We start from the raw sequence: 23,723 nt of genomic DNA, 5'->3' as shown, positions 1-23,723 counted from the left end.
AGATGCAATTAAACTTTGCCACCCCACAACTCAAGATGCGCCTGTTAAGCAAAGATGACTTTGCGCTATTTGCCTCACTCTATGGCGATGAGAAAACCATGCGTAAAATTTGTGCACCATTTGATGCTGAGCAATTGGCTAACACTTTCGAGTTGGCGCTAACTCGAACCCATGACCAAGACTACCGTTACTGGATGTGGGTCATTGAGCATCAAGGTAAAGCCATTGGATTGCAGAGTTTGGAACAGAGAAACTCGATTCCAGAACATGCAGAAGCTGGAATAATGTTGCTTCAATCGGCAAATAACAAAGGCCACACTATTGCCGCATCGAAAGCTATAGTCTCTTATGGGTTTAAATGCCTAGATTTCAAGCGAATATATGCAGAGTTCAATGCCACCAACCTTGCAACAAAACGAATTCTCGAACGATTAAATTTTACTTATGAATCAGCACGCAATACCGATAACGGTGACAATACAGTGCAAAAATCGCTCATTTATTATCTAGAGGCTGAAAAATGGCATTTTTAACTGCCCATACGCCGCACAAACTGTTAACTTAACGTAAAAAAACCAACAAACCAGTAACCTTAGGCGCTATTACAATGAAAGGAAGTCTAACCTGCGTCGGCCTTGGCATGACACTAGGTGCCCACATTAGCCCAATTAGCAAAAGCTATATCGATAATGCAGATGTGGTGTTTTCTGGCGTGTCTAATGCCATCGTTGGCCTATGGTTACAAGAAATGCACCATGACGTGCGCGACTTACAGAAATACTATCAACAAGGAAAATCACGTAACACAACCTATCAACAATGGGTCGATGCCATGCTAGAGCAAGTTCGCCTTGGTAAAAATGTTGTCGGTGCATTTTACGGTCACCCAGGCGTATTTGCCAAAGCCCCCCATGTCGCGATTGCACAAGCTAAAAAAGAAGGCTTTGATGCCAAAATGCTACCCGGTATATCTGCCGAAGACTGCTTATTTGCAGATCTTGGCATAGATCCAGGTCGGGTAGGATGCCAGCAATACGAAGCCAGCCAGTTTATGTTTTATCGCCGTCAGCTCGACCCATCGGCCTATTTAATTTTATGGCAAGTAGGTGTGGCTGGAGACATGTCTCTAGGCCGCTTTAAAACTGGCTGTGCTCATAGGCAGCTTCTAGTCGAATTGCTGCTAGAAACCTACCCTGCACAGCATGAAGTAATTTTGTATGAAGCGGCGGTATTACCTATCGATAAAGTACGCCAGCAAACGGTGACGTTAGGCGAACTAGCTAAAGCGCAGGTCCACCAGCACACAACGCTAGTTATACCGCCAAGCGAAAAGCTGCAACAAAACACGGATATGCTTGCACGAATAGAACTGCTAGAAGCTGAGCTCCTCGCCCAAGCTGAGGCTGTAACAGAATAAAAGGCTAGCTAACTGGGATATTTAAAGTTAGATAGCAAGAACTTAATAGTAAACCAACGACATTTGCAAAGTACTAGTAGGATTTGCAATAAAAATTAAGGAGATAAGATGTCAAATATCATTCAACTTTTAGAGCGTATGGGTCAAGATGCTCAGCTACAAGATGCGCAGCAACTGGCTCAAGAAATTGCTCAAGCTGAAATCTCAGCGGAGCAAAAGCAAGCACTGATTAACCAAGATACGCAAGCGCTACACGATGAGCTAGATGTATGTGCAGATGTGGTATGCATGATGGTTCCAGCAAAAGACGACAAGCCAAAGGATGATAAAGAGTCAGAAACGAAACCTGACTCCGAAACCTCATCTCTTTTATTGCAAGCATAATCAAGAGCGAAGATAAATATGTTCAGTAAGTTGTTAAAAATGTCGATATTTATCTTCGCCTTTAGCTTGTCGACAAACTTAAATGCTAATTACTTGGATAATTTGCTAGAAAAAGCAGATAAAATTCGAAGTAGCAATCCAGAAGAATTCAAAAGTATCCTAACAGAATTAGAACAAAGCCATTTACAGCTAACTCCCGCACAACTTGGATACTATCAATATCTACTTGCTTATCAAAAGTCGTTTGAAGGTGATTTCAAAGAGGCTATAAGCATTTACGAGAATATCGTTAACCAAGCGCATTTTCCAAAAGAAGTTGTTTATCGAGCAAACCTTTCACTAGTGAACATTTACGCAATTTCTAAAAATTGGAATAAAGGACTCAAGCACCTGCTTCAGTCTCAGCAAGCAATGATAGCTATAGATAAAAAAGAACTGCTTGATATGGGGCTGCTGGTCAACAGCGTTTTCTATAATCAGCTAGGACAATACGAGCTCGGTCTTGACTATGCAGAAAAGCTGACTTTGTCAGTTGAAAGTGGAAGAGAGCACTGTTTTGCTCTTCAGCACATGGTCGAGTCAAGGTTCAAACTAGGCTCACTAAACCAAGACACTGAACTCGTTGGTTCCGCTATAAAATCGTGTGAAAAAGCAAATGAACCAGTGTTGTTGAGCGGCATATATATTATCGAAGCCGATGTGTACATTAAATCAAATGATTATTTAGCGGCTAAGTCCAAACTTGAAAAACATCAGTCATTGTTTGAGTCAACTCAGTATGCTCCAATCTTGGCATATGCATATAGCTTGTTTTCTCAAGTTCATTTCGCTTTAAACAACAATGAAACAGCAGAGAGTTTCGCATTAAAAACTCTAAGCTATGCCAAAACACTCGGCAGTTCCGAATCAAAAGTTATCGCCAATCAAGTGCTTTATAGTTTGGCTGAGCAGCGTGGTGACACCGAAGCAGCATTGAAGTTCTTCAAACAATACGCAGAGGCTGACAAAGCCTATTTGGACGATATTAAAACCAAGCACCTTGCGTTCCAGCTGGCACAACATCGAGCTGCCGAGCAGCGCAGTCACATCGAGTATTTAAGCCAGCAGAATAACCTGCTGTTACTAAAACAGAAATACGACAAGGTTCAGGCTGAGAATAACCGCCTGTTTATCGCCCTACTCATCCTCGCGATTTCACTGCTGTCGATTTTCGCTTATCGCAGTAAAACGACTCAGGCTAAGTTGCGCCATCTGGCACAGAATGACGGTTTAACCGGCCTGTTCAACCGCCGCCACTTCACTCAAGAAGCGAACCGCGCGATTGCCAAATGCCTTAAGTACTCGCAATCGGGTAGCTGTATTTTGTTCGACCTGGATAAGTTTAAGTCCATCAATGACACCTACGGCCACAAAACCGGTGACTGGGTGCTAAAACAAGTGGCGCAGCACTGTAAGCCTATGGTGCGCAAACAAGATATTTTCGCCCGTATTGGTGGTGAAGAATTCTGTTTGTTCTTACCTAACTGCACCAAAGAAGATGCGGCAGCGATAGCTGAAGAATACCGTGAAAAGCTCACCCAAATTAGCACGCAAGAAACTAGTTTTAGCTTCAACATTAGCGGCAGTTTTGGCGTCAGTGACTTTAGCTCGTCAGGCTCATCGCTCGATAAGCTTATTGCAGATGCGGATGCGGCGATGTATCAAGCTAAAACATCTGGGCGTAATAAGGTGTGCCAATTTAACACTGATGCCAACACCTAACATTTTGTGTAGATAATAAAGGTGCGCTCAATGCCCCAGCTCAATAGCAATAACAATACAAATCCAAATGCTGCATCTACCGCCCAAGCGAGTGAGCCAACATCACCGCTACGAATAGCCGTGTTTGGCGCAGGTGCCACTGGTTGTTATCTAGCTGGTAAGTTATCGCAGGCAGGATTTAACGTCACTGTTATTGGTCGTGACTACACCAAGAGACTAATTACTGAAAACGGCGGCATTGGTTTAAGCCATTACAATGGCGAGACCGACAGAGTACAAGTAGACAACGTAATTACTCGTGCCTCTGAAGCTAATGAGTTATTCGACATCATTTTTATCACTCTAAAATGCCACCACTTACCACTGGTTGCTGAAGACTTAGTTGCCATCAGCCATCAACAAACCTGCATGGTGTTCATGCAAAATGGCTTAGGCAGTCAGCAGCAAATTGCTGAGCAACTAATCCCTCGCCCATGTGTGCAAGGTATTACTCAGTTCAACGTGATAACCAAGGCTAACGGTGTATACCATCAAGCGACTGAGGGCATATTTTTATTTGCCAAACACCCTCAGTTAACAGCGGTTACTACTGCGCTGGAGCAGTTAAACTCTGCGCAAACAAGTGATGACATTAACGCAATCATCCACGGGAAATTGCTGCTAAACCTCAATAATGCCATCAACGCCATTAGTGACTTACCGCTAAAAACTCAACTTGAGCACAAGCCATATCGCAAGCTGCTCGCCAGTGCGATGCAAGAATGGTTGGATATCTGCGCCGCAGCCAAGTTGCCGATTGCGCAACTGACTAAAGTAAAACCAACATGGTTACCCCGCATTTTGCGTTTACCCGACTTTTTATTTACCCGTGTAGCAAAACAAATGCTCGATATAGACCCAAGTGCCCGCTCGTCTATGTGGCAAGACATTCAAGATGGACGCAAAACTGAGATTGAATTTCTAAATGGTGCTGTTGCGGATTTGGGTAAACAACATGGCATCGCCACGCCTGCCAATGCAGCAATAAGCCGTGCTATTGGTCAGCTAGAGCAAGGACAAACAGTGAGTATTGAAGCAGTTTTGGTTGAGGTGCGAGCTTAGACAAAGTAGAGATAGAAGCTTAGATATAAGCTGATGAATCACTTGCTGGAGCGCGTTAACCATTAACCATTAACTAGCGTGCATCGCCATATAAGCTGCCATCCCTGTTTGCTGATTGGCTTTATCAGCCAGTACCTTTTCAGCCTCAGATGCAAATTCACAATCCCACGCCTTTAGCTTGGGGATCATCAGCTTGTGCCACAGTGGCGGGATCATCGCGATGGTTACAGTAAACAGATAACCGCTGATCATCATTGGCGCATCTTGGTAGGGTTTTAAGTCTTGATACTTAACCTGAGCTTTAGCGTGATGATGCGAGTGACGGGTTAAGTTAAACAACGACCATGAGCTAACCAGCTTATTGGTATTCCAGGAGTGATAGGCTTGCACTCGAGTACCGCGCTCACGCACCAGTCCATAGTGCTCCATGTAATTAACAATCTCCAACGTGGCTTTCGCCCACAAGGCTGTAATGACGAAAAAAGCTAAGCCTTGCCAACTCGTCAGCATACTGACAATAACAACTAGCAATAGACTCATGGCATAGCCACGCAACGCTTGATTATGAACGGAGAATAAAGCTTGCTTACGCTTAGCTAATCTATGCTGCTCTATACGCCAGGCACTGATATTGCCATCAATGGTAGAGCGCCAAATATGCTGATAAACATTACGCCCTCTTGGGGCTGAGGCAGGGTCGATGTCGGTACTCACATGTCTATGATGGCCAAACACATGCTCAATCGAGAAGTTCGCATCAAAGCTAAATGCAAGTAGCCAGCGGCCAATGGTGAGCGATATTTTGTCATTTAGTCGATGGATTAACTCATGGCCTGTCACAGTACCAATCACACCAATGACAAAGCCAACAAACACACATAATACGAGGTTGGCATACCAAGGTGTCGCACTCTTAGCAGCATTGGCGTTATAGCCCGTTAGCTGCTCAACAATATAGCCATAGTTAGCAATATCGGTTGGCGCGAAGTGCCAGCAAAACACAAAGGTAATTAAACAAAGCAGCGGCAGGGCCAGCCATAATTGCCAGGTCAGCAACTTAGGATACTTATACTCAGGCGTACTGGTGTCATCGCCCAAGATGCCATCACCGCCGATGTAGAATATCGTCCATAATAGATAGCCATAGACTATGTACTCCTGCCCTAGGGTGATCACTACCACGGCATACAAGCCCATTAAGTGAATGGTCATAAACTTTAAGTAATGCCATATCGCCATCTTGTTATCCTTTTCGCACGCTTATTGATTGTGACTGATATCTTGCCTTAACTGTTAAGCCACGATTACCACCAACCTAGTATCTAATATGACTGCTTCGTTTACTTTAGCAACAGTTAAATCATAGCCTCAAAAATAATTTTAAATTTTTTAACCCCTTTTCAGGTTTGCTGCGTTTATAGGATTAACTTTCACATACAACAGTCGTTAGTTTACGCAAACTAGCTACACATTATTTCTTTGGAGTATTTTATGAAGCTATCTCAAAAACTGTCTCAAAAGCCGTCTCGCCAGCCTTCTCGCCTAGCAGGTCAAATTGGTGCTGTTGCGTTGCTTATTAGCTCATGCTTTTTGTTCTCAAACGCGGCAAATGCCAGTGCGCCAGAGTTTCCTCACCTTGAAACTGTGGGTAGTAGCGAGATTTTAGTATCACCAGATATGGCTGAAATTGTTGTTGCAGTGCGTGTTGAAGCGGCTAATGCCAAACAAGCTAAGGCTGAATCAGACAAAGCGGTTGCCGCCTTTGTCAGCAAACTCAAGCAAGCCCAAATTGCTACCAATGATATTGCTAGCGCTAACCTAAACTTGCGCGCCCAATATCATTACGACAAAGAAAATGGCAGGCAACTTACAGGTTACGAGGCGCACCGTGATATCACAGTGACTGTGCGAGACTTAAATATACTAAATGAGCTACTAGATAGCGCGCTTGAGCAAGGTATTAACCATGTAAATCAAATCAATCTTAAGTCGAGCAAAGAGGCGCAATACAAGCAACAAGCACGTGAGTTAGCGATTAAAGATGCCCGCGAAAAAGCACAAGCTATCGCCAAGAGTTTTGGCACTCAGGTACAAGGAGTATGGCAAGTGCGTTATCACGACTATCAAGTCCCTAAGCGTCACACAGAAATGCGCGCAATGGCAGATGCAGGGGCAATCAACCAAAGCTATCAGCAAGGACAAATCGCCATTACCGATACCATTGAAGCGATATTTCGTTTGCAGGATTAATTGGTTAACTAACCCGTACGAACCAAGTAGATTTAACCAAGTCTTCAACCTATAAAACAGCGGCGTAGATTATCTACGCCGCTGTTTTATAATTATCGATAGTAAGACCTATGCCTTAATCCAAGTGCCCTGCTATATGAACTGAGTCACGTGTACTGAGTAATGCGCTCTAAAGCATACGCACTTAACCATACACACTTAGCTATACGCACTTAACCATACGAACTGGGAACGCGAGCCACCATGCAGTTAATTGAAGTTGGTCCAAATGACCTACCCACCGAATTACTACTCGAAGCCGACCCATGTGTTAACAGCATTGCACGCTATTTAAATGAACAGAGTTTCTGCTTTGCGGCATATGTGCCTACCACTGAAACAGCTGTTGGGGCATGTATTGTTGCTAAAAAGGCTGCGCATAGCGTTGAGATTATGAATATCAGTATTACCCCTGAACATCAAAAACTTGGCATAGGCACTGCGTTACTAAAGTTTGTACTGGAGCAATTAAAAACCAAAGGTGTTACTCGCGTGGAGCTTGGCACTGGCACCTTTGGTCATCAACTAAGCTATTATCAACGCTGCGGTTTTCGTGTCGATGCAGTGATAAAAGACCATTTTATTGATAACTATGACCAGCCAATTTTCGAAAACGGTATTCAACATCAGGACATGCTTAGGCTTTATATTGAGCTCTAGCTAATACTCAATCCCCTTGCGGGCCTGCAATCCTTGCTCTAAACCATGTTTGACATTGTTGACTTGTGAGACTGTATCGGCGATTTGCTTAAGCTTTCTATGCGCGCCGCGGCCAGTCAAAATAACTGATTGATTTTCCGGGCGAGCTTGAATAGCAGCTACCATGTCATCCACATCTAAGTGTTTGCGCGCCAGAGTGTAAGTCACCTCATCAAGCAGTAGCACGTCGATCCTAGCATCGTTAAGTAGTGGCAAAGTTTGCTGCCACACTTGCTGAGCACGGACTCGCTCATGCTCGGCGCAGTAACCATCCTTAAACGAGCAGCCTGTATTCATAGTGATCACTTTAACGCCCAATTGCTCGAGCAAATTACGCTCTCCGCACTGGGCATCACCTTTTAAAAACTGCACCACAGCGCAGGTTTGCCCATGGCCTAATGCCCTAAACACCATGCCAAAGCCCGAGCTGGTTTTGCCTTTACCATTGCCTGTAAGCAACACCACGCGGTGGCAGTCTTGGGTTGCAAGTGCAGATTTCTGCCTAACTTGCTTTTTAATCTGCTGATGACGCTGTGTTTGTTTAGCCAGTTTTTGTTTTTCAGCAGCAGACAGCGAACTAGATTGGTGAGTGACTGTATTAGACATGGAATAAAATGCGAGAAAAGATAAGCGAATGAGGCCGATACTAGCGCTAGCACACACTCGCAGCAAGGACATTCGTTAACGATTCATCATTACGTACGGTAACTGATGGCAAGCTATACAAGTTTTCAGATAAACAGCCTTTTACTTAACTTACGGTTAAATAAACTGTGCTTGCTTCACCTGTCCGTGAACATCTAGATTGATCACACATTGATAAAACGAAAAGTTAATTGGGCTGCTAAAAGTAATGGTACTGCCGGTATCAGTAGGCACAATTGAATAGCGTGACAACTCAGCCGTATCGAGCTGCCTAAGTACACTGCGCTCACTCACCCCAATATGAAAATTGCCACACAAAAAATACACTTCGTCACGGGCGAACTTCCAAAACGCGCCATATACAATAACTAACAATGCAAGCACTATTGTTAAGGCTAATTGCATTTGTTTCGCTAAATCCATTTATGCTGCTCCTAGGCTGGAATTAAACAATATCCATTTGCTAATTAAAGTTTGAGCCTCGACACGACTACAGCATTAAAGCTCAAAATCAAAATCGTAAAAGTGCTGACCATTCTCGCGATGAATTGCCATGCTGCCGCTCAACCCAACTAACTCACTGGTACCAGAGTCGGGCACAACCTCTAAAATCAGTTGCTCACCGCCTGCTCCCATAATGCCATAGTGCTGCAATACAAAAGTGCCCTGCCTGCCACAAAGCGTGCCATCTACTTTCTCAATTGCCACATATCCCGCCGAGCCTTTAACTGGAGTCATTACACTTAGCATGTTGCCTTGGCTTTGCGCTGTTAAATCTCCCTGATAACGTTTCAACAATTTATTTTGCCCGAGGTGATTACCGTCTGTACCAGCGATATCAACATCCATTGGTTGCATTTCAACGTCGAAAGAGCCAGATATTTTCATCAGTGTTCCTTACCAAGTATCTGTTTTGTATGACATACCCTTGTAAAAATATGTCTGTATAAAGGTATGTATAAAACATACCTCAATTTTGGCAAACAAAAACGCCTACTGGTCAACCTGTAGGCGTTTTACAACTAAAGTGCTAGATATTCGTACAATGATTGAACAAGTTATACCCTTCAGGGTCAACAAGTTAGCACTGATTAGTCAGCATAATTAATCAGACAGGCACAAAAAAAATGCAGCTGCGGAAATTGAATCATCAACGCCACAACTGCATTTTGATAGCTCAAATTAAGCTCAAGCCAGTTAAACCATTCTCTATTAAGCCACGCTCTATTAAGTCATGCCCTATAAAAATCAGGGGCTATCAGGCTTTATCAGGTTTTTCTGCGACAAATAAAGCGCGAGCAAATAGCACAATACCCACAGCTAAAAACGGCACGCTTAACGCTTGGCCTGTTGTTAAGAACTGCTCTTGGTATGCAGTTTGACTCACTTTCACCGCTTCAATTGCCCAGCGAGCGCTAAAAATAAGCAGCAGGAATAGCCCGAAAATACCACCATGTTTTTGCTTGAGTGAAGTGAAATGGTACACACAATAAAGCACGGCAAAGCTAGTGAGGTAGGCAATTGCCTCGTAAAGCTGCGCAGGATGGCGAGCAACACTATCGATGCGGGCAAACACAATGCCAAATGCTGAGTTTGTCGGCTCGCCAAGGATTTCTGAATTGACAAAGTTCGCCATGCGCACGAAAAAGCCAAAAATTGCCGTCGCAATGGCTAAGCGGTCAAGTAAGAACAAGAATGGTAGTTGCATCTTTTTGTGATAATAAAACAGCGCTAGAATCGCACCTAAACCACCACCATGACTGGCTAACCCACCTTCCCAGATATATAAAATCTTAATTGGATTACTCAGATAAAAATCAGGATCATAGAACAAGCAATGGGCAAGCCTTGCGCCTACAATGATGCCAACAACGCAATACATCAATAAATCGTCTAACGATTGTACAGGCAAGTTTTCACGCTTATAGATATGCTTCATCACCATAAAACCAGCGGCGATGGCTGTTGCAAATAATACACCGTACCAGTGTACTTTCAGAGGCCCCAGACTAAGCAGTACAGGGTCAACGTTCCATACAAAATGTTCCAAAAGTGGTTCTCCAAATGGGTTTATCGCAGCAATCATATCCCTATCAACAGCGGATTTCGAGTTAACATTATTTGAATCTTGTGCCTAAACAAATAAATAACGTAAGATCGCCTTTATTCAATGGCTTTGCCGCGATCAATCACAACAAACTACCCCATGACCCAAAGCAAAATAGAGTGCCATATTAAGGTAAGCCAGCCAGACCAAGATGCAGTGAGTCTGCTTGCTGAGCAAACCAAGTTGTCAAAACAGGTGATTAAAAATGCCATGCAAAAAGGTGCGGTATGGCTTACTCGTGGTAAGCAAACCTCGCGCTTGAGACGTGCCAAAAAAGCACTAGCTGTGGGTAACGAGCTACACCTGTACTACAACGCCCATATTCTTGCGGAGCAAGTTACTCCAGCAAAAATGCTATTTGATGAAGGGCAATACAGCTTGTGGTACAAGCCTTACGGCATGCGTTGTCAGGGCTCAAAATGGAGCGACCACACAACGATTGATCGCTTTGTTGAGCTAAACGCCACGCCGCAGCGCAGTGCCTATCTAATTCATCGACTAGACAGAGCTGCAACAGGCTTGATTATTCTTGGGCATACCAAACAAGCAACTCGCGACATTGCAAAAATGTTCGAAACCCGCAATTTGAGCAAACATTATCAGGTCATCGTCAATGGTCGTTTCCCTGATGATGAAGTCACCATTAATACCGATGTTGATAATAAACCTGCGTTATCGCGAGCCAGACGTTTGCAATACAACAGCGAGCTAGATCAATCATTAGTTCAGGTAAAAATTGAATCAGGTCGCAAGCATCAAATACGCATTCATATGGCAAGCTTAGGTCACAGCGTAGTTGGCGATCGCCTCCACGGCGATGCCGACGAAACCAGCCCAGACTTAAAACTCACCAGTTGCTACTTTGAGTTTATTTGCCCAGTAAGCAATGAGCGCAAAGTGTTCGAACTACCAGAGCAATATCGCCCCACGTTTGGCTAAATAAGCAACTTAGCTCAAAGTTGGGATTGAGTATGACACTTGGATTAAATAATCAAAGTCGCCGCCCATTTTACGCTAAGCTAAAAACACAAACTCTCATGGAGCATCTCACTATGCAAGTTCGCCTTTTAAACCGTCTGTCTCAGGTAAGTATTTTTATCGCCTTGTTAGCTGCTAATACACTTATTAGCACCAATGCGAGTGCCAACATAGATTTGAAGTATGACGACAACATTGAGCTCATTGCGGTTAACGGCGAGCTAGTTGAAGATGAGGGCACAACAAGACTAGAAGACACCAAGGCGAAACAACAGCTAGTGTTTAATGTGCGCAGTTTTTTCATGGAACGAGGCAATCGCGAGAAGTTTATCTCTGATGTAATTGTCGTAACCTTTGATACTGCCTCGGTTATTTCTACAAATGCGCTTACCCTAAGCGCGGGTACGGTGCGCTCAAAAAAGGCTGGGAAAAAGTTTAATAAAAATCCTCAAATTAGCCTTGAAACCAATACTGGCAATCAAGTTAGTTTTGTATACGACACCCTAAAGGTCAGTGGAATGCAACTTGGGCGTAACTATCAAGCAGAAATCGCAGCATATAATCAAAGTAGTGATAGAGCATCTGTAGCCGCGCTAGCACCTGCGGTTACGGTTGCAACGCCCGTAGCAGCTTCAATAGCACAAGTACAACCCCAACCTCAATCAACGGTACCAAGTGCACCAGCACCGCAAGCTAGCACAGAAATGACAGTCAAAACCATTGAGCAAGATCAAGCTGAAATCTTACAAATGCTGGATTACTGGTACAACAAAGCAGACGATACAACTAAGGCTAAATTTAAAGACAAGATCAACAACTGATTTTCGTCGTTTTCCCTATCAGGATATCTAGTCATTTACGGGTAAGGTTTGATAGTATTTCTGAAACGATAACAATCAGATAAATCATGCAAATCCTTACCCTTACCCAAGCTCAAGGTCCACTTTGGGATCAATCAATGGCCATCTATTGTGAGGTATTCCCCCAGTGGGAGCGTGAGCCTATTGATGAAATGGCGGCTGCTGTTAATGCAGGTTCATCGCGCTGTATTGTCGCTGTTATAGACGGTAAAGCTGTTGGAATGACACTTACCGAGCTGTATCCCCAAATGAACTTTGCCCTACTGGGTTATCTGTTTATCTCGCCAAATCACCAGGGACAAGGCCTAGGTAAACAACTTTGTCAGGAATTGTTCGACTACTTTGCCAAGCGTGATGAATACCATTGGTTACTGGTAGAAGCCGAAGCGGGGCCAGAAAAGTTCTATCAACGCTTAGGGTTTATCCGCTTCAACATCGAGTTTTTGTCACCACACTACGACGATGACCAGTCAACGCCTATGGCATTGATGTATCACGCTGAGTCCAGTCTTGTTAAACCCACACCAGAAAAACTAACGAAAATGGTGGGTCATATTTTCCGTCAAAGCTATTACCTCAGTGATGACGACCCAAGACTAATTAAGCAACTTGCCCATATCCAAGCACAGGACGCATTATGAGTTTCGACATTAAATCCATTGAGCCGTTAATCCACAGCTTTTTTGGTTTTATTCAAGAAGAAGAATTTGAGAAATGTTTCCATTGGGCGAAAACCGAGTTACAAGCCACTAAATCTAGCGCCTTATCTATGGTGGAAAGCATAGAAACTACGCCAAAGATTGAGCTTAAACACTGTGAAGCCCTCACAGATGAACAAGCTTTTTTGCTGTTTGCCGCTTGTTATGGCCTAGCCAGACACGAGGTAGAAGAAAGTAACTGGTATTATCACGCCGAAACCTTAGTTCGCTCTTCAATTACTGCGCTCGAGTCTATGCCAGATTGTCGCTTGCTTAAGGTGCTAGAGAAGTTCGCTGCGATTCAAATCGATATTTGTACAATCGACCGAGGCATCTATACCAGTCAGGAATGGCTGATGCAGCAAGCCACTGAAAATATTGAAGTGTACCTTGCCAATGTTAATGCGCTAAGCAACCTGTTTAATGACGTTGAAGCTAGTATTTATTCTGAATATTTATTGCCAGAGTTTACTGCCTATAAACACTACAGCAGCGGCGTAAAAGTGGTTTCAGATCTATACGCTATTCGTTGGCAAGATCCTAAAGTGCTCACTGCAAAAATGGCGCAAAACAAGCCGCTATTCTTGCAGGCCGTTGATCAGCTTACGCAAGCCGATAAATACATTATGTCTACAGACCTCGAGTCACTTTGGCCGCCGTTAGACTTCTTTAGCGAGCAGCGTAAGCCCGGGACAGGCGAGCTCTTTATCGAGCGCGGCGCCATTAGCATTTCTTATTTCGCCACGGTCAGCCACAACGTCAGCCAAGAGTTTCGTCAAGTGCTATCTGACATTATCGACAACCGCTGCCCTAACCATAAGCTTTACTTTGAACAATGGAACGACAAGGTTCCTCAGCGCAACATGCTTAACGATATCTGGTCTGGTATTTCTCAAGACTTTGCTGATATCTACTCATGGGAGTTACCCAAACTCACTATGCCATTTCGCGACAATGGCGATATTTGTACTAACCTCGAGTTTGATATTGAGCTGGTGTATTACCCGATGGGGATCTTTGCGCTTAACCTTAAAGGCCAGCTAGATAAAGTCAGCGCAAGTGGCGTGCGCCATGCAATGTCGCTAGGCACACCGTTTGCTATGGATCAGCTAATGCACTGGAATGGCCAACAAGTCGGCTTATTCCAAGAATTTGCCGATGAGCGCTTCGCCGAGGTAGCCAGTGCACTACACGCCCATTTTGACATTGAACAAACACCAGGTAACGCCCTGCTGCACTACAACACGGTCGAAAACCGTTATGTATCAACAAGACTCGATCGCATGATGGAGTACATGAACGGCGAATTCACCCCAGTTGATGCTAAAGCCCTAAAAGCCCATATAGGTTACCCTGCTTTTGTATTGCCGCAGCGAGAGCTTCGCAGTGCGGTTGATGACTGGTGTTTGCGCACAGTCACTGCCGAAGAACACAATCTAAATAAAGCCTGCTATAACCGTCAGGAATTTGTTTACACCAACCGTCATGAATGTGTTTTAGGTCTATTGGAACAACCTAACTGGGTGCTCGACCAAAGCGCTGAAATGATGGATGTAGCTGCAGTTATTACCAATATGTTCCAACTAACGAATACTGAACTTGGCATGCAGCTCAAGAAAAATCAGCTATCGACTACACCTGCTATTAACGGTTCAAAAAAACAGTCAGCCAAAGTATTAAAAGCACGTATTGAAGTACTAAAAGCTGAGCGCAAAAGCCTGAAGCAATTTACTAGCGACGCTCACTGGCTACTGGATTTGATTAACGCTGGCAGTATGATGACCTTCCCTGATCATACTCGCATGGTAAAGCAAGTTTTTGAGTATATGGATTTTGAGAATCTTCATAGCCGCACTCAAGACACACTAGCCAAAATCCAATATCGTCAGGATGAAATTATCGCTGAAAGCGCACGTATTTATGAGCAGCTGCAAAGTCGTAATACCAAGCGCTTAACCAGTGTGCTGTCTGGCTCAATGGCACTAATTTCCGTCGGTGCACTTAAAGATATCTTCGATATTCTTAACGGCTCTAACATGGGTTTTGTGATTTCGGGTGAACTTCAGGTCAGTATTGTGACCCTATTTGCACTGCTGCTGATCATCTTGCTGATCAACAAAAACGACAATCAGAAATAGTTAACACTCATAAAGACTAAAGGCTTGCTAACACTCCCACTTGGGAAAGTTAGCAAGCCTTTTAAATATCTTACGACTAATCGTTTGATTATTGTCCGTCTGAGTCTGCTACTTGAGAAATGGTGATACGCTCTTGATTCGATAAACGAATTTGAATGCCGTCAACGGTAGTAATTCTTTGCATTTCAATATCTTTACGGCGTACCTGGTAGGTTTGCGATTGCCCCTCAACCGGTGATGTAATCGTCACATTCACCACAGTATTGTCTTGATACCAACCCCAGCCCCAATAGGCCATCGTCGCCACAAGTGATAAGGCTATCACGCCATAAATGCTTAACTTGGCACCCGACACCTTACCATGAGCCTGCTCATATCTTTGGGTATCTTGCTGTTGTTGTTTTCGGCCATGGCGCAAATATGCCATAGCACCAGCAATGACGAGCAATGTGATGAGTATTTTAGTTAGCACTGACTAACCCTTATCGATAGAGACAATTGCAGCAAGTGTACCTTGAATGCAACAAAATTTCTGTTATCAATAACAGAGAATTGGCATAAACACGGCGCGTTAAGGTTTCACAAACCGAGCAATCAACTTATGAATGATAACGGTTAGCCACCGAGCAATTCGGCAACTTCTCTTGGCTTATCTAAGGTGACATCATGCCCTGCATTGTCTATCACATGTAATTCAGCACCATAGAAGCGGCTTAAATTCTCGCTACAGTTAGTGCTTACTAACTTATCTTCACGCCCCACAATCACCTGCAAAGGGCATGTTAATTGAGGTGCACTAAACCTAGCCGCAGCCAACAGCTGCCTCGCACCATCATTTAGTGAGGTTGTATTATCATGGCGATATTGCGACCAGTCCTCAATGATTTTTGCATTTTGATGATGAAGCACTGAAGTCAGCTGCAAGGTATAGCACTCAAACCATGACCAATGTTGGCAACGCTCAGGCTTAGCCGCTGGAGATAACAGCTGACGTTTAAATGCCGATAACAAACCCGTGATTTTAAACCTTTGATACCAAGGCGATAAATTACCCGCACTTGAGTTAAGCAAGCTCACTTTAGCCACTTTAAGTGCAACGTTTTGCGTTACTTGTTGTGTATCTTGCACTGCGACCTGACTTTGTAGCCATTCACTTTCTAACTGCCGTGCCAGCAAGGTGGCAAGCATGCCGCCCATAGACAAGCCGACAATATGCAGCGTTGGCAATTCGCTCTGCTTATCACGTGATACTATTTCCGCTAACTGCTCTCGTATCTGTGTGATCAGTGCTGGGCAATAATCTTGAAGAACGGTTGGGCTTGACTGCTGCGCCAACTTGCCACTGCCGGGCACATCAATACAAATCACCTTATGCCCTAGCTCACGCAAACGCTGCTCAAACCCTGCCCAATGGCGACTGTCTCGCATTAAACCGCGTAGTAACACTATGACCATCCGTCCTCCCAAATCCCCATCTAACTTTCCATCACTCGTGCTCGTTTAGTTTTTAGCGCTTGTACCATTTAGCGTGAGCTTGCTGACGATATTGCTCAAATGCTGAGTTTGGCATTTTCTCCAATACCTCACTACAAGCGGCATCAAGTAAAAACTGCATCAAGGTAATATGACGACGTAAAATGCGTTGATGCCGATGGCGTTGCTGTGGGTTAAAATAACCATGAAAGTTAAACACTTGCCTTGGATTCTTTTTTACCCACGCCCACGAGCCCATTTCTAGGGTTAACGGCACTAACTTTGGCAAGCTGCTCCCCCTATTTCCTGCATCAACTGAAGCTGGCATATTTTGCTGATAAATATAATCCCAAAGGTCACCATGGGTGCGATAAAACTGACTCTGGGGCGCACATTGATAGTAACTATGGTGAGGATAACCCGCGTCAAACAACTGCTTTAAATACTGCACATAAGCAGCACCTGCAAATGGCGCTTTAGTGTAGGCGTTGGGAAACCATAAATGATCTAACAACCCAAACCCTGAATGCACATCAAGTGAAATAAGGCTTGAGCTGCTATCAATTAAGCGCTGCACATAGTCGATCAGCACCTGAGTTTCTAACTCAGTATCACCTTGGCCTCGATACCAGGGTAAGTGCTTACTCACCGATTGACCACCAACCATAAAGGTCACAGGCTCAATGGCTGAAAGTGGTGCATTACGCATTAAATCCACATTATTGCCATTGCCGCGCGTGCCTTTAAATACGCCTACAGGATTGGCAATGGGCACAAATGCAATTCGCACTTTTTGCAGCAATTGCTGTAAATGCACATCCCAGTCAAGGCGTTTAAGCAGGCTTGATAGAAAAGATAAAACAACCTGAGAGCCGATGCGTTCAACGCCATGAATACCGCCAACGAACAACACTGTGGGCATACCTGAGCCGCGAGCACCCAGCTCAATTGCTTTTACAGGAAGAGGCTGACCAAGGCACATACGCTCAGCAAGGGTGTGATGACGAAACAAATGCTGATGCTGAGCGATAATTCTCGCCAGCATATCCACTTCAAAAGTCCGTTGCCTTGCAAATAATGCCATACAGTCATCATCAAGTTAGTCGTAATATCCAAGCTAGCTCGGCTATAAGACAAAGTGATGACATTGATGTAAAAACAGCGAGTTACTAGCGGTTTTATCGAGTTAATTAAGATCGCATAGGCGTAATTTGCGAAAAAGTTTAGCTAATAGCTATTTTCGTATTTGATAGCGTTACCTCTCCTATGGGCAATAGATTATTACTCTAAACAAGCATCATGTACTCAATACAAATGCAATCGCCAGCAAATGTTACATTTAGCTGACGTTGCTTTATTTAGTCATCGTTATCTTAAATTACAGCAAGCACTCAGGAATGGTTAACTCGGAGTAACTATCTTAGTTTTGGCGTTAGAGAGTATCTTCTCCATCGTTTGCAAATACTCTTTACTTATTAAGTAATCGGCACTTTCGGATTGATTGATTTCGTCTGCTCGTAACATAAAGCGATCCATTTCACCTTTGGTATTTTGAATGATTTTAGTCGCATAGTTTTTTTGTTCTAGAACATACTGGTTAGCAGCGATTTTGGCTGCCGATATTTTTTGCGTTCGCTCAGCAACCGCATCTTGAACTAATTTACGCTTTTCTGCTGGCGCAATTTGTAATCTATCAAATTGCAGCCTAATGCTTCGCGGCGTTTCCAAACGATGGACCAAAATCGAAGTTACATTCACACCAGCGTTGAACTCATCTAGCGCTGCTTGCACTCGTTGACGTACATCTTGTTGAAGCATACTTCGCCCAGATGCTAACAAAGGTTCGAGTTGTTGCTGAGAGACATAATCGATAAGCTCGGAGGTCGTGATGAACTCAATTAGAGTTGGGATATCATTAGCTGAGTTTAAGTAACTCGCAGGATCAGTAATACTGTACTGAATTTCATATGCCATCTCAGCTAAGTCACCGCGTTGAGTGATCATATCAGGCTGTAGCCTACCGTCTCTGCCTTGTTGAGAGTATGCAACCTCTGTCGACTGCAATTCCACTTGATTTACCACCTCGATGCTATCGACAGGCCAAGGTAGCCGATAGTGCATGCCCGGAGGTACATTGCTGTTCATCACCTGACCAAATCGGGATAGCACGCCTCGTTGCTCCATCTCTATCGAGTAAAAACCACTTGCTAAATAAATCAATGGAACACCGACAAGTACAAGTAGCCTAGCTTTGGGCCAAAACTCTTGCCAGATTGCCCTCAGGTCAATACTTACTGAACGACTCATTTTTTCACCTCTGGCGCATCAAATAACTGTTTAAACAGTGGAAGGTCAGTGGGCAAAATGAGCGTTGCGTTATCTTTTAGTACTTTCTCGTAAGCCTCCATGTATCGAGAGAAAGTGAAGTACTCTTCGTTCTCCTCATAGGCTTTGGCATAGATGGCGGCAGCCTGCGCTTCGCTTTCACCTCGTATCACCTGTCCTTCACGATACGCTTCAGCTTCAATTTTGCTTACCAAACGATTGGTTTCAGCGCGAATACCAGCCGCTTCTTCTTCACCTTCAGCAAGGTATTTCTTTTCTAAGTGCTGCCACTCAGACTCCATGCGGTTGTATATTGCAGCAAGACTTTGAATAGGAAAACCCAGACGTTTCGCTCGCAAAGTAGTAACTTTAATGCCAAGTTCGCGTCTCGATTTAGCATCTAATTGCTCGGTGATCTGCTCAAACAGTACCTTTACCGTCTTATCTTCTTCGGTCATACCAAATAGAGTAGGCAGATTAACCGAACTAATCGCAATCCCCACTTCAGCATTGGCTAGTGCCGCTAATCGAGTTGAGGCTACATCCTTATTTCCCACTGAAGTCAGGTAGCGAATAGGATCAGCAATTTCCCATACAAGAAAGTTTTCAATCACTAAGTTACTTCGGTCGGCGGTGCCGTATTCGTTATGTTGCAGTGAAAGTACTTGTGCACGACTGTCAATATGCGTCACCGATTGCACTGGCGTCGGTAGCTTAAACATCAAACCCGCAGTGTTGACGACTTTCACAGGGCTGCCAAACTGGCTAATCACGGCTTGCTGGCCCTCATTAACAATAACCAAGCTATCAAAAGCCAAATATCCAAGGCCAATTACTGCAATGGCAACCCATTTCAATTTGTTTGATAAAAGAGTTTTCATACTCATTGTTTTGCGCTCCAAATTCGGTAGTCATGTTTGTCAAATCTTGGGTCTGCGATCGTCAACGGTCGACCCGATAGAGTTCTTTGAAAACTCTCGGTTTGTAGCTTTAACTTGTAAGCTTCTGGCTTTCTGTTGTAGCTCTGGGCTATCGAGTTAAAACGAGTGATATCACCTTCTGCTCGAGTGTTATGAGCATGAGCGTACGCTTTGTCTTGCTCGATAATTTGCACTGCATTCGCCCTGGCAGCGGATAACTGAAAGTATTTTTCCGTCAGCGCTTGATTCACTTTGTCTACTTTGAGCTGCCGAGCTTGCAACAACTTGCGATAGGTATTCACCACCGGACCTGGAGGCTGGATACTTTCGAATGAGAACGACACAATTTCAATTGGATAATTTAATTGTTCAGCACCACGGCTGATGAAACTATTTAGTTGGTCGGCAAGTTCCTGCCTGTCACCTTGAATCAGCTCTAAATATGTTTTTCTTGACACTAACTCCCATAGCGATGAGTTAGCCAGTTCAGTAACCATTGTGTCTAGCTCGGGATAGCTTGTAGCGGCTTTGGTTGGCGAGGTTACTCGGTATAAAAGCTCGCCGCTAACAAACACTAGGTTTTGGTCACCAGTGTGTAAATAGCCGGTATTGTCATCTTTGCGAGTTCGGCTAGACACACTGAACCATGCACCGTCAGATACGCGTTGAGTAACAGCAGAGGGTATTAAGCCCACATTAGCTTTACGAACGTCGCCATCACGGATCAAGTTAATTTGAGCAAAGGGCCATGGCGCATGTAGATAAGCTCCCACAGGTAAGTCTGCTTGAGTTTGTTTTGCCAACACAACTTTCTGACCTACATAACCCAATGGGACGATAGACACTGCTGTGACGGCGTAAGCGAGGACAACTCCTGAGGCAATGACGTATCTCAGCTTGTAAAGTACAGTGGTCGTCGCATTAATAGTGCGTTTGGTTGCGGTGACAAATGGGATGGCACTGAGTTTTTTACCACACCATTCAATTAAAGAGAGTTGATCAAACTCTTGGCTGCTTATTAGACTTCTTAAACCAGAAACCAACATTTCTACACCCAGTAACGCAATCATCGCTGCGATGATAACAGCCAACACTTTATCAAGATGAATACCAGCTAGACTTCCGACTAGCGAGAGTAGCACTGCTGCAGAGGTGATTAAATCAGCCTTACTGTGATAGCCGTCAGCTTCCAACGTTACTGAGTTGGTTTCGCGCCCGACACGTTGTTTAAGTTTGGCCAAGAAATAAATCACGACCATAACAACCGCCGTACCCGCGATTGCTAACCACAAGTATTCAATTTGTGGTGTTTCAGTCTTGTATAAGCGATCGAAAATTGCCACTGCTGCGAATAACACAGCGATAGCCGAGAAAATGACTGCCGATGACTCAACATAGTTAATCAATTTGGGGCTAAATTTTTTACTGCGATCGTTAGAAACTCGGAACATGAGAACGAAGAACAGTACAAACGAAACCCAAACGTCACTTAACGCGTGTACCCCATCGGCCATCAATGCCAGGCTACCCGTCATCATTGCCAGTGCACATCGAAAGCCACCTAGTAGCAACTCTGTGATTAGGCAAAGAGCTGAGGCTCTTAAACGTTTATCTTTAAACATAGTTTCACTCTTCAAACATATAGCATATGAGGTGACTGAACCCATGCCTTATTCCACGCACTTAGTTTCAAGCTATCTACAATGCTTTTCAGTGCAACTTTTGAGCGCTAGGGTTCAGTTTCTGCTAAAGAACGAGCGCATCCTTCAAGCCACTGCGGCAATCTGTTGATGATTCTCGTATGTAATGAGTAGTAACACTAAAGAGTGTCACTACTGCAGTGTAGGTAGCATCAGTCGGTTGACGCTGTTTGTAATAGCTTGCTTAGTAAGTTGATAAAACTCATCAAGCTGCCTACAGAAAATCCTTTATTTTTGTCGGCCAGAAACCGCGGTGCCTGGCCGATTTTTCGCGACTATATCAATCGACAACAAATCGATTAACAGTCATAGGCAGTGATTAAATACCATCTTTGAATGTAAATTCACCGCCTAGGACAGTTCCGACAACCTTGCCGTTCTCAACCAAAGAACTTGGGTCTTGAGCAGCCACGTCGCGCAGGTTGTTTTCAAAGATGGCCATATCAGCCAGCTTACCTACTTCAAGCGAGCCGACTTTCTCTTCAATGTGCAACTGCCATGCTGGGATGGTGGTATGTGCTTTCATTACCTGATCAAAAGTCATCGACTTACGCCATGTTGGGAATGGGTTACCACCGGCGGTTGGATCCATACGGGTCATCGCGGCTTGCATGTTATACACAGGGTAAGCCTTTTCAATTGGCATACCTGGTGAGTCACCAGAGATAGATACGTTGTCGTAACGATGCGCTAGATCCGTGTAAGAACCGTAAGCGTTCTTGATGTAATCATTGTCCATCGCTTCAAACAACAACTCACCACCAGGGCTGGCATCGATTTCGTTCGCAAACGCTGGAGTTGCGTTAACACCGATGTTGGCTTCAACCATGCGGTCACGGTCAGCTTTCATTGCGAAGTCTAAGTGCTCAAAACGGTTACGCGCTTCTGGGTACAACGCTTGTGCTTCTAGGTATACGTCTAGTAGACGGTTAACCATACGCGCACCGTTTACATGGGAGTAAACACTGTAGCCACGCTTGTTCGCTTCGTTAACCACTTTGTGTGAAAAGTCGATTGGTAGGCCGTACTTACCGAAGTTATCTAGGCCGTCTTTGCCTTTAACGCGGTAAGGTACCATTTGAGTTGCGCTGCCATCTTGCCATGCTGCTTCTGTGTGCAGTTTAATCCCGGCAACCCACTGCATGTCGCTGTTGTACTTAGCAGAAATCTCGTCAGCGGTTTCCATGTACTCAACAACGTCAGAGTCTGGTAGTTTGAAGATAGGCATGTGACCGATACGCATGGTCGCTTCGCCATTGTCGATACGCTTTTGCAGAATTTCAGCCGCCAAACGATACTCTTTAATTACCGCATCACCGCTGATGATTACCGCTGGAGTCATCACACCCGGTACGATCGAAGTGGTTACACCTTGAGTGGTTAAGTAGCCTTGCAGGTAATCAGATGCTTCTGGAATGTCAGTTTCTGGGTTCCAAGCACCCATGTTCACATAGCCCTGTGCCCACTGGCCTTCAATAGCCAAACCAGTTGCACGGCCGTTTTCATCGCGCTCCCAGTAGATAACGCCAGGCTGCAAGTCTTCAGCTGTGTCTAAGTCGATACCCGCAGCAGCAAGCCCTAGGCTGTTGAATACGGCGTCGTGACAGAAGTTACCAACTAGAACCATAGGTACAGGAATGTCTAGGCTGTCTAAGAATTCCGCAGTCAGGAATTTTTCTAAGTTACCGTAAACCCAGCCGTTACCAACGATCATTTTTACATCAGGGTTAGCAGCGTAGTAGTCTTTAAGAATCTGACCCAGCTCAGCGGTTGACTTAGCTTGGCTCAAATCGACGCCAGAAGTCATCCAAGTTGAACCAACTACGTGGTTGTGGGATTCAATGAACCCTGGCGTGACATATTTGCCTTTTAGGTCGATAACCGAATCAGCGTCAGCAGCATATTTTTCAGCACCTTTAGCATCACCGACGTATACAATCACCCCATCTTTGACAGCCATTGCTTCAGCTGTTGGCTGAGCTTCATTCATTGTTTCAAATTCACCGTTGGTGAATACGGTGTCTGCTAATTCGCCAGCGATTGCAACACCAGAAACATTTGCTGCGAACGTTGCAGCTAAAGTTAACGCTAGTAAGGACTTTTTCATTTCATAACCTCATTGAGAAAATACAAGCCCAGCCGTGGGCATTCGGATCTCCATTTCGTTGTGAGAGATTATTTCAATATGAAATCAATTAGCGAAGTCGCTAAGAACAAGTAAATCTTGT

Annotated in this window: 23 protein-coding genes; 11 read left to right on the top strand and 12 right to left on the bottom strand. The window is 44.3% G+C overall.

Annotated elements, in window-relative coordinates:
• Nucleotides 1-2 precede the first annotated feature (2 nt).
• The 5 genes from G3R49_RS04665 to G3R49_RS04645 all read left to right on the top strand — a co-directional run bounded on the left by G3R49_RS04665 (nt 3) and on the right by G3R49_RS04645 (nt 4,663).
• Nucleotides 3-533, top strand: a complete 531-nt coding sequence (locus tag G3R49_RS04665) for a GNAT family N-acetyltransferase (protein WP_167868776.1) — start codon at nt 3-5, stop codon at nt 531-533.
• Nucleotides 534-607: 74 nt separating this feature from the next.
• Nucleotides 608-1,417 carry an SAM-dependent methyltransferase gene (locus tag G3R49_RS04660; RefSeq protein ID WP_167868775.1) on the top strand — a complete coding sequence of 270 codons (810 nt, stop codon included), beginning with the start codon at nt 608-610 and terminating at the stop codon, nt 1,415-1,417.
• Nucleotides 1,418-1,525: 108 nt separating this feature from the next.
• On the top strand, nt 1,526-1,801 hold the full coding sequence (locus G3R49_RS04655) for a hypothetical protein (RefSeq protein ID WP_167868774.1): 276 nt from the start codon (nt 1,526-1,528) through the stop codon (nt 1,799-1,801).
• 18 nt (nt 1,802-1,819) lie between these two features.
• Entirely contained in the window at nt 1,820-3,562 is a 1,743-nt protein-coding gene (locus G3R49_RS04650) for a GGDEF domain-containing protein (protein ID WP_167868773.1), read from the top strand.
• Nucleotides 3,563-3,592: 30 nt separating this feature from the next.
• On the top strand, nt 3,593-4,663 hold the full coding sequence (locus G3R49_RS04645; protein ID WP_167868772.1) for a 2-dehydropantoate 2-reductase: 1,071 nt from the start codon (nt 3,593-3,595) through the stop codon (nt 4,661-4,663).
• Nucleotides 4,664-4,732: 69 nt separating this feature from the next.
• Here the strand turns inward: G3R49_RS04645 and G3R49_RS04640 are convergent, their stop codons facing one another.
• The gene (locus G3R49_RS04640) at nt 4,733-5,902 is read right to left on the bottom strand and encodes an alkane 1-monooxygenase (protein ID WP_167868771.1); all 1,170 of its coding nucleotides are present in this window, start codon (nt 5,900-5,902) and stop codon (nt 4,733-4,735) included.
• Between the two features lie 252 nt (nt 5,903-6,154).
• On the opposite strand from G3R49_RS04640, the gene G3R49_RS04635 reads away from it, so the two are divergent.
• Nucleotides 6,155-6,913, top strand: a complete 759-nt coding sequence (locus G3R49_RS04635) for an oxidative stress defense protein (RefSeq protein WP_167868770.1) — start codon at nt 6,155-6,157, stop codon at nt 6,911-6,913.
• Between the two features lie 243 nt (nt 6,914-7,156).
• Nucleotides 7,157-7,612: an N-acetyltransferase gene (locus tag G3R49_RS04630; protein ID WP_167868769.1), complete on the top strand. Its 456-nt coding sequence runs from the start codon at nt 7,157-7,159 to the stop codon at nt 7,610-7,612.
• Here G3R49_RS04630 and G3R49_RS04625 read toward each other — a convergent pair whose 3' ends face one another.
• From G3R49_RS04625 to lgt, 4 genes are all read right to left on the bottom strand, one after another.
• Complete coding sequence (locus G3R49_RS04625; protein WP_167868768.1) at nt 7,613-8,257, bottom strand: cob(I)yrinic acid a,c-diamide adenosyltransferase; 645 nt, start codon at nt 8,255-8,257, stop codon at nt 7,613-7,615.
• Nucleotides 8,258-8,413: 156 nt separating this feature from the next.
• Nucleotides 8,414-8,719 carry a hypothetical protein gene (locus tag G3R49_RS04620; RefSeq protein WP_167868767.1) on the bottom strand — a complete coding sequence of 102 codons (306 nt, stop codon included), beginning with the start codon at nt 8,717-8,719 and terminating at the stop codon, nt 8,414-8,416.
• Between the two features lie 75 nt (nt 8,720-8,794).
• Nucleotides 8,795-9,184 (bottom strand): DUF3224 domain-containing protein, encoded by a 390-nt coding sequence (locus G3R49_RS04615; protein WP_167868766.1) that lies wholly within the window; start codon nt 9,182-9,184, stop codon nt 8,795-8,797.
• A gap of 370 nt (nt 9,185-9,554) precedes the next feature.
• Nucleotides 9,555-10,346: a prolipoprotein diacylglyceryl transferase gene (lgt, locus tag G3R49_RS04610; RefSeq protein WP_167868765.1), complete on the bottom strand. Its 792-nt coding sequence runs from the start codon at nt 10,344-10,346 to the stop codon at nt 9,555-9,557.
• Between the two features lie 156 nt (nt 10,347-10,502).
• Between lgt and G3R49_RS04605 the strand changes: the two genes are divergently transcribed.
• From G3R49_RS04605 to G3R49_RS04590, 4 genes are all read left to right on the top strand, one after another.
• On the top strand, nt 10,503-11,342 hold the full coding sequence (locus G3R49_RS04605) for an RNA pseudouridine synthase (protein ID WP_130598059.1): 840 nt from the start codon (nt 10,503-10,505) through the stop codon (nt 11,340-11,342).
• A 32-nt stretch (nt 11,343-11,374) separates the two neighbouring features.
• The gene (locus tag G3R49_RS04600; RefSeq protein WP_167868764.1) at nt 11,375-12,202 is read left to right on the top strand and encodes a DUF2057 domain-containing protein; all 828 of its coding nucleotides are present in this window, start codon (nt 11,375-11,377) and stop codon (nt 12,200-12,202) included.
• An 86-nt stretch (nt 12,203-12,288) separates the two neighbouring features.
• Nucleotides 12,289-12,882, top strand: a complete 594-nt coding sequence (locus G3R49_RS04595) for a GNAT family N-acetyltransferase (protein ID WP_130598061.1) — start codon at nt 12,289-12,291, stop codon at nt 12,880-12,882.
• Nucleotides 12,879-15,077: a hypothetical protein gene (locus G3R49_RS04590; RefSeq protein ID WP_167868763.1), complete on the top strand. Its 2,199-nt coding sequence runs from the start codon at nt 12,879-12,881 to the stop codon at nt 15,075-15,077. The genes G3R49_RS04595 and G3R49_RS04590 overlap by 4 nt, the downstream gene beginning before the upstream one ends.
• A gap of 88 nt (nt 15,078-15,165) precedes the next feature.
• Here G3R49_RS04590 and G3R49_RS04585 read toward each other — a convergent pair whose 3' ends face one another.
• The 7 genes from G3R49_RS04585 to G3R49_RS04555 form a co-directional block, all read right to left on the bottom strand.
• Nucleotides 15,166-15,549 (bottom strand): hypothetical protein, encoded by a 384-nt coding sequence (locus G3R49_RS04585; RefSeq protein WP_130598063.1) that lies wholly within the window; start codon nt 15,547-15,549, stop codon nt 15,166-15,168.
• 143 nt (nt 15,550-15,692) lie between these two features.
• On the bottom strand, nt 15,693-16,532 hold the full coding sequence (locus G3R49_RS04580) for an alpha/beta fold hydrolase (RefSeq protein ID WP_167868762.1): 840 nt from the start codon (nt 16,530-16,532) through the stop codon (nt 15,693-15,695).
• A gap of 52 nt (nt 16,533-16,584) precedes the next feature.
• Nucleotides 16,585-17,634, bottom strand: a complete 1,050-nt coding sequence (locus tag G3R49_RS04575; protein ID WP_167868761.1) for a M14 family zinc carboxypeptidase — start codon at nt 17,632-17,634, stop codon at nt 16,585-16,587.
• A gap of 317 nt (nt 17,635-17,951) precedes the next feature.
• A complete protein-coding gene (hflK, locus tag G3R49_RS04570) occupies nt 17,952-18,857 on the bottom strand; it encodes a protease modulator HflK (RefSeq protein ID WP_167868760.1) in 906 nt (301 codons plus the stop codon).
• A complete protein-coding gene (hflC, locus tag G3R49_RS04565; protein ID WP_167868759.1) occupies nt 18,854-19,762 on the bottom strand; it encodes a protease modulator HflC in 909 nt (302 codons plus the stop codon). Before hflC ends, hflK begins: the two co-directional genes overlap by 4 nt.
• Entirely contained in the window at nt 19,759-21,417 is a 1,659-nt protein-coding gene (locus G3R49_RS04560; protein WP_167868758.1) for a cation transporter, read from the bottom strand. The genes hflC and G3R49_RS04560 overlap by 4 nt, the downstream gene beginning before the upstream one ends.
• Nucleotides 21,418-21,814: 397 nt before the next feature.
• Entirely contained in the window at nt 21,815-23,602 is a 1,788-nt protein-coding gene (locus G3R49_RS04555; RefSeq protein WP_167868757.1) for an amidohydrolase, read from the bottom strand.
• Between the last annotated feature and the right edge of the window lie 121 nt (nt 23,603-23,723).

It is taken from the genome of Shewanella sp. WXL01 (assembly GCF_012263345.1).
Classification (GTDB): Bacteria; Pseudomonadota; Gammaproteobacteria; order Enterobacterales; family Shewanellaceae; genus Shewanella; species Shewanella maritima.
Note: the sequence above shows the minus strand (reverse complement) of the source record. Positions and strands in the feature narration are given on the sequence as shown.

What these genes read in the sequence shown, in the direction of transcription:
- G3R49_RS04665 (WP_167868776.1), top strand. Translation starts at nt 3, where the DNA reads ATGCAATTAAACTTTGCCACCCCACAACTCAAGATGCGCCTGTTAAGC.
- G3R49_RS04660 (WP_167868775.1), top strand. Translation starts at nt 608, where the DNA reads ATGAAAGGAAGTCTAACCTGCGTCGGCCTTGGCATGACACTAGGTGCC.
- G3R49_RS04655 (WP_167868774.1), top strand. Translation starts at nt 1,526, where the DNA reads ATGTCAAATATCATTCAACTTTTAGAGCGTATGGGTCAAGATGCTCAG.
- G3R49_RS04650 (WP_167868773.1), top strand. Translation starts at nt 1,820, where the DNA reads ATGTTCAGTAAGTTGTTAAAAATGTCGATATTTATCTTCGCCTTTAGC.
- G3R49_RS04645 (WP_167868772.1), top strand. Translation starts at nt 3,593, where the DNA reads ATGCCCCAGCTCAATAGCAATAACAATACAAATCCAAATGCTGCATCT.
- G3R49_RS04640 (WP_167868771.1), bottom strand. Translation starts at nt 5,902, where the DNA reads ATGGCGATATGGCATTACTTAAAGTTTATGACCATTCACTTAATGGGC.
- G3R49_RS04635 (WP_167868770.1), top strand. Translation starts at nt 6,155, where the DNA reads ATGAAGCTATCTCAAAAACTGTCTCAAAAGCCGTCTCGCCAGCCTTCT.
- G3R49_RS04630 (WP_167868769.1), top strand. Translation starts at nt 7,157, where the DNA reads ATGCAGTTAATTGAAGTTGGTCCAAATGACCTACCCACCGAATTACTA.
- G3R49_RS04625 (WP_167868768.1), bottom strand. Translation starts at nt 8,257, where the DNA reads ATGTCTAATACAGTCACTCACCAATCTAGTTCGCTGTCTGCTGCTGAA.
- G3R49_RS04620 (WP_167868767.1), bottom strand. Translation starts at nt 8,719, where the DNA reads ATGGATTTAGCGAAACAAATGCAATTAGCCTTAACAATAGTGCTTGCA.
- G3R49_RS04615 (WP_167868766.1), bottom strand. Translation starts at nt 9,184, where the DNA reads ATGAAAATATCTGGCTCTTTCGACGTTGAAATGCAACCAATGGATGTT.
- G3R49_RS04605 (WP_130598059.1), top strand. Translation starts at nt 10,503, where the DNA reads ATGACCCAAAGCAAAATAGAGTGCCATATTAAGGTAAGCCAGCCAGAC.
- G3R49_RS04600 (WP_167868764.1), top strand. Translation starts at nt 11,375, where the DNA reads ATGACACTTGGATTAAATAATCAAAGTCGCCGCCCATTTTACGCTAAG.
- G3R49_RS04595 (WP_130598061.1), top strand. Translation starts at nt 12,289, where the DNA reads ATGCAAATCCTTACCCTTACCCAAGCTCAAGGTCCACTTTGGGATCAA.
- G3R49_RS04590 (WP_167868763.1), top strand. Translation starts at nt 12,879, where the DNA reads ATGAGTTTCGACATTAAATCCATTGAGCCGTTAATCCACAGCTTTTTT.
- G3R49_RS04580 (WP_167868762.1), bottom strand. Translation starts at nt 16,532, where the DNA reads ATGGTCATAGTGTTACTACGCGGTTTAATGCGAGACAGTCGCCATTGG.
- G3R49_RS04575 (WP_167868761.1), bottom strand. Translation starts at nt 17,634, where the DNA reads ATGGCATTATTTGCAAGGCAACGGACTTTTGAAGTGGATATGCTGGCG.
- hflK (WP_167868760.1), bottom strand. Translation starts at nt 18,857, where the DNA reads ATGAGTCGTTCAGTAAGTATTGACCTGAGGGCAATCTGGCAAGAGTTT.
- hflC (WP_167868759.1), bottom strand. Translation starts at nt 19,762, where the DNA reads ATGAGTATGAAAACTCTTTTATCAAACAAATTGAAATGGGTTGCCATT.
- G3R49_RS04560 (WP_167868758.1), bottom strand. Translation starts at nt 21,417, where the DNA reads ATGTTTAAAGATAAACGTTTAAGAGCCTCAGCTCTTTGCCTAATCACA.
- G3R49_RS04555 (WP_167868757.1), bottom strand. Translation starts at nt 23,602, where the DNA reads ATGAAAAAGTCCTTACTAGCGTTAACTTTAGCTGCAACGTTCGCAGCA.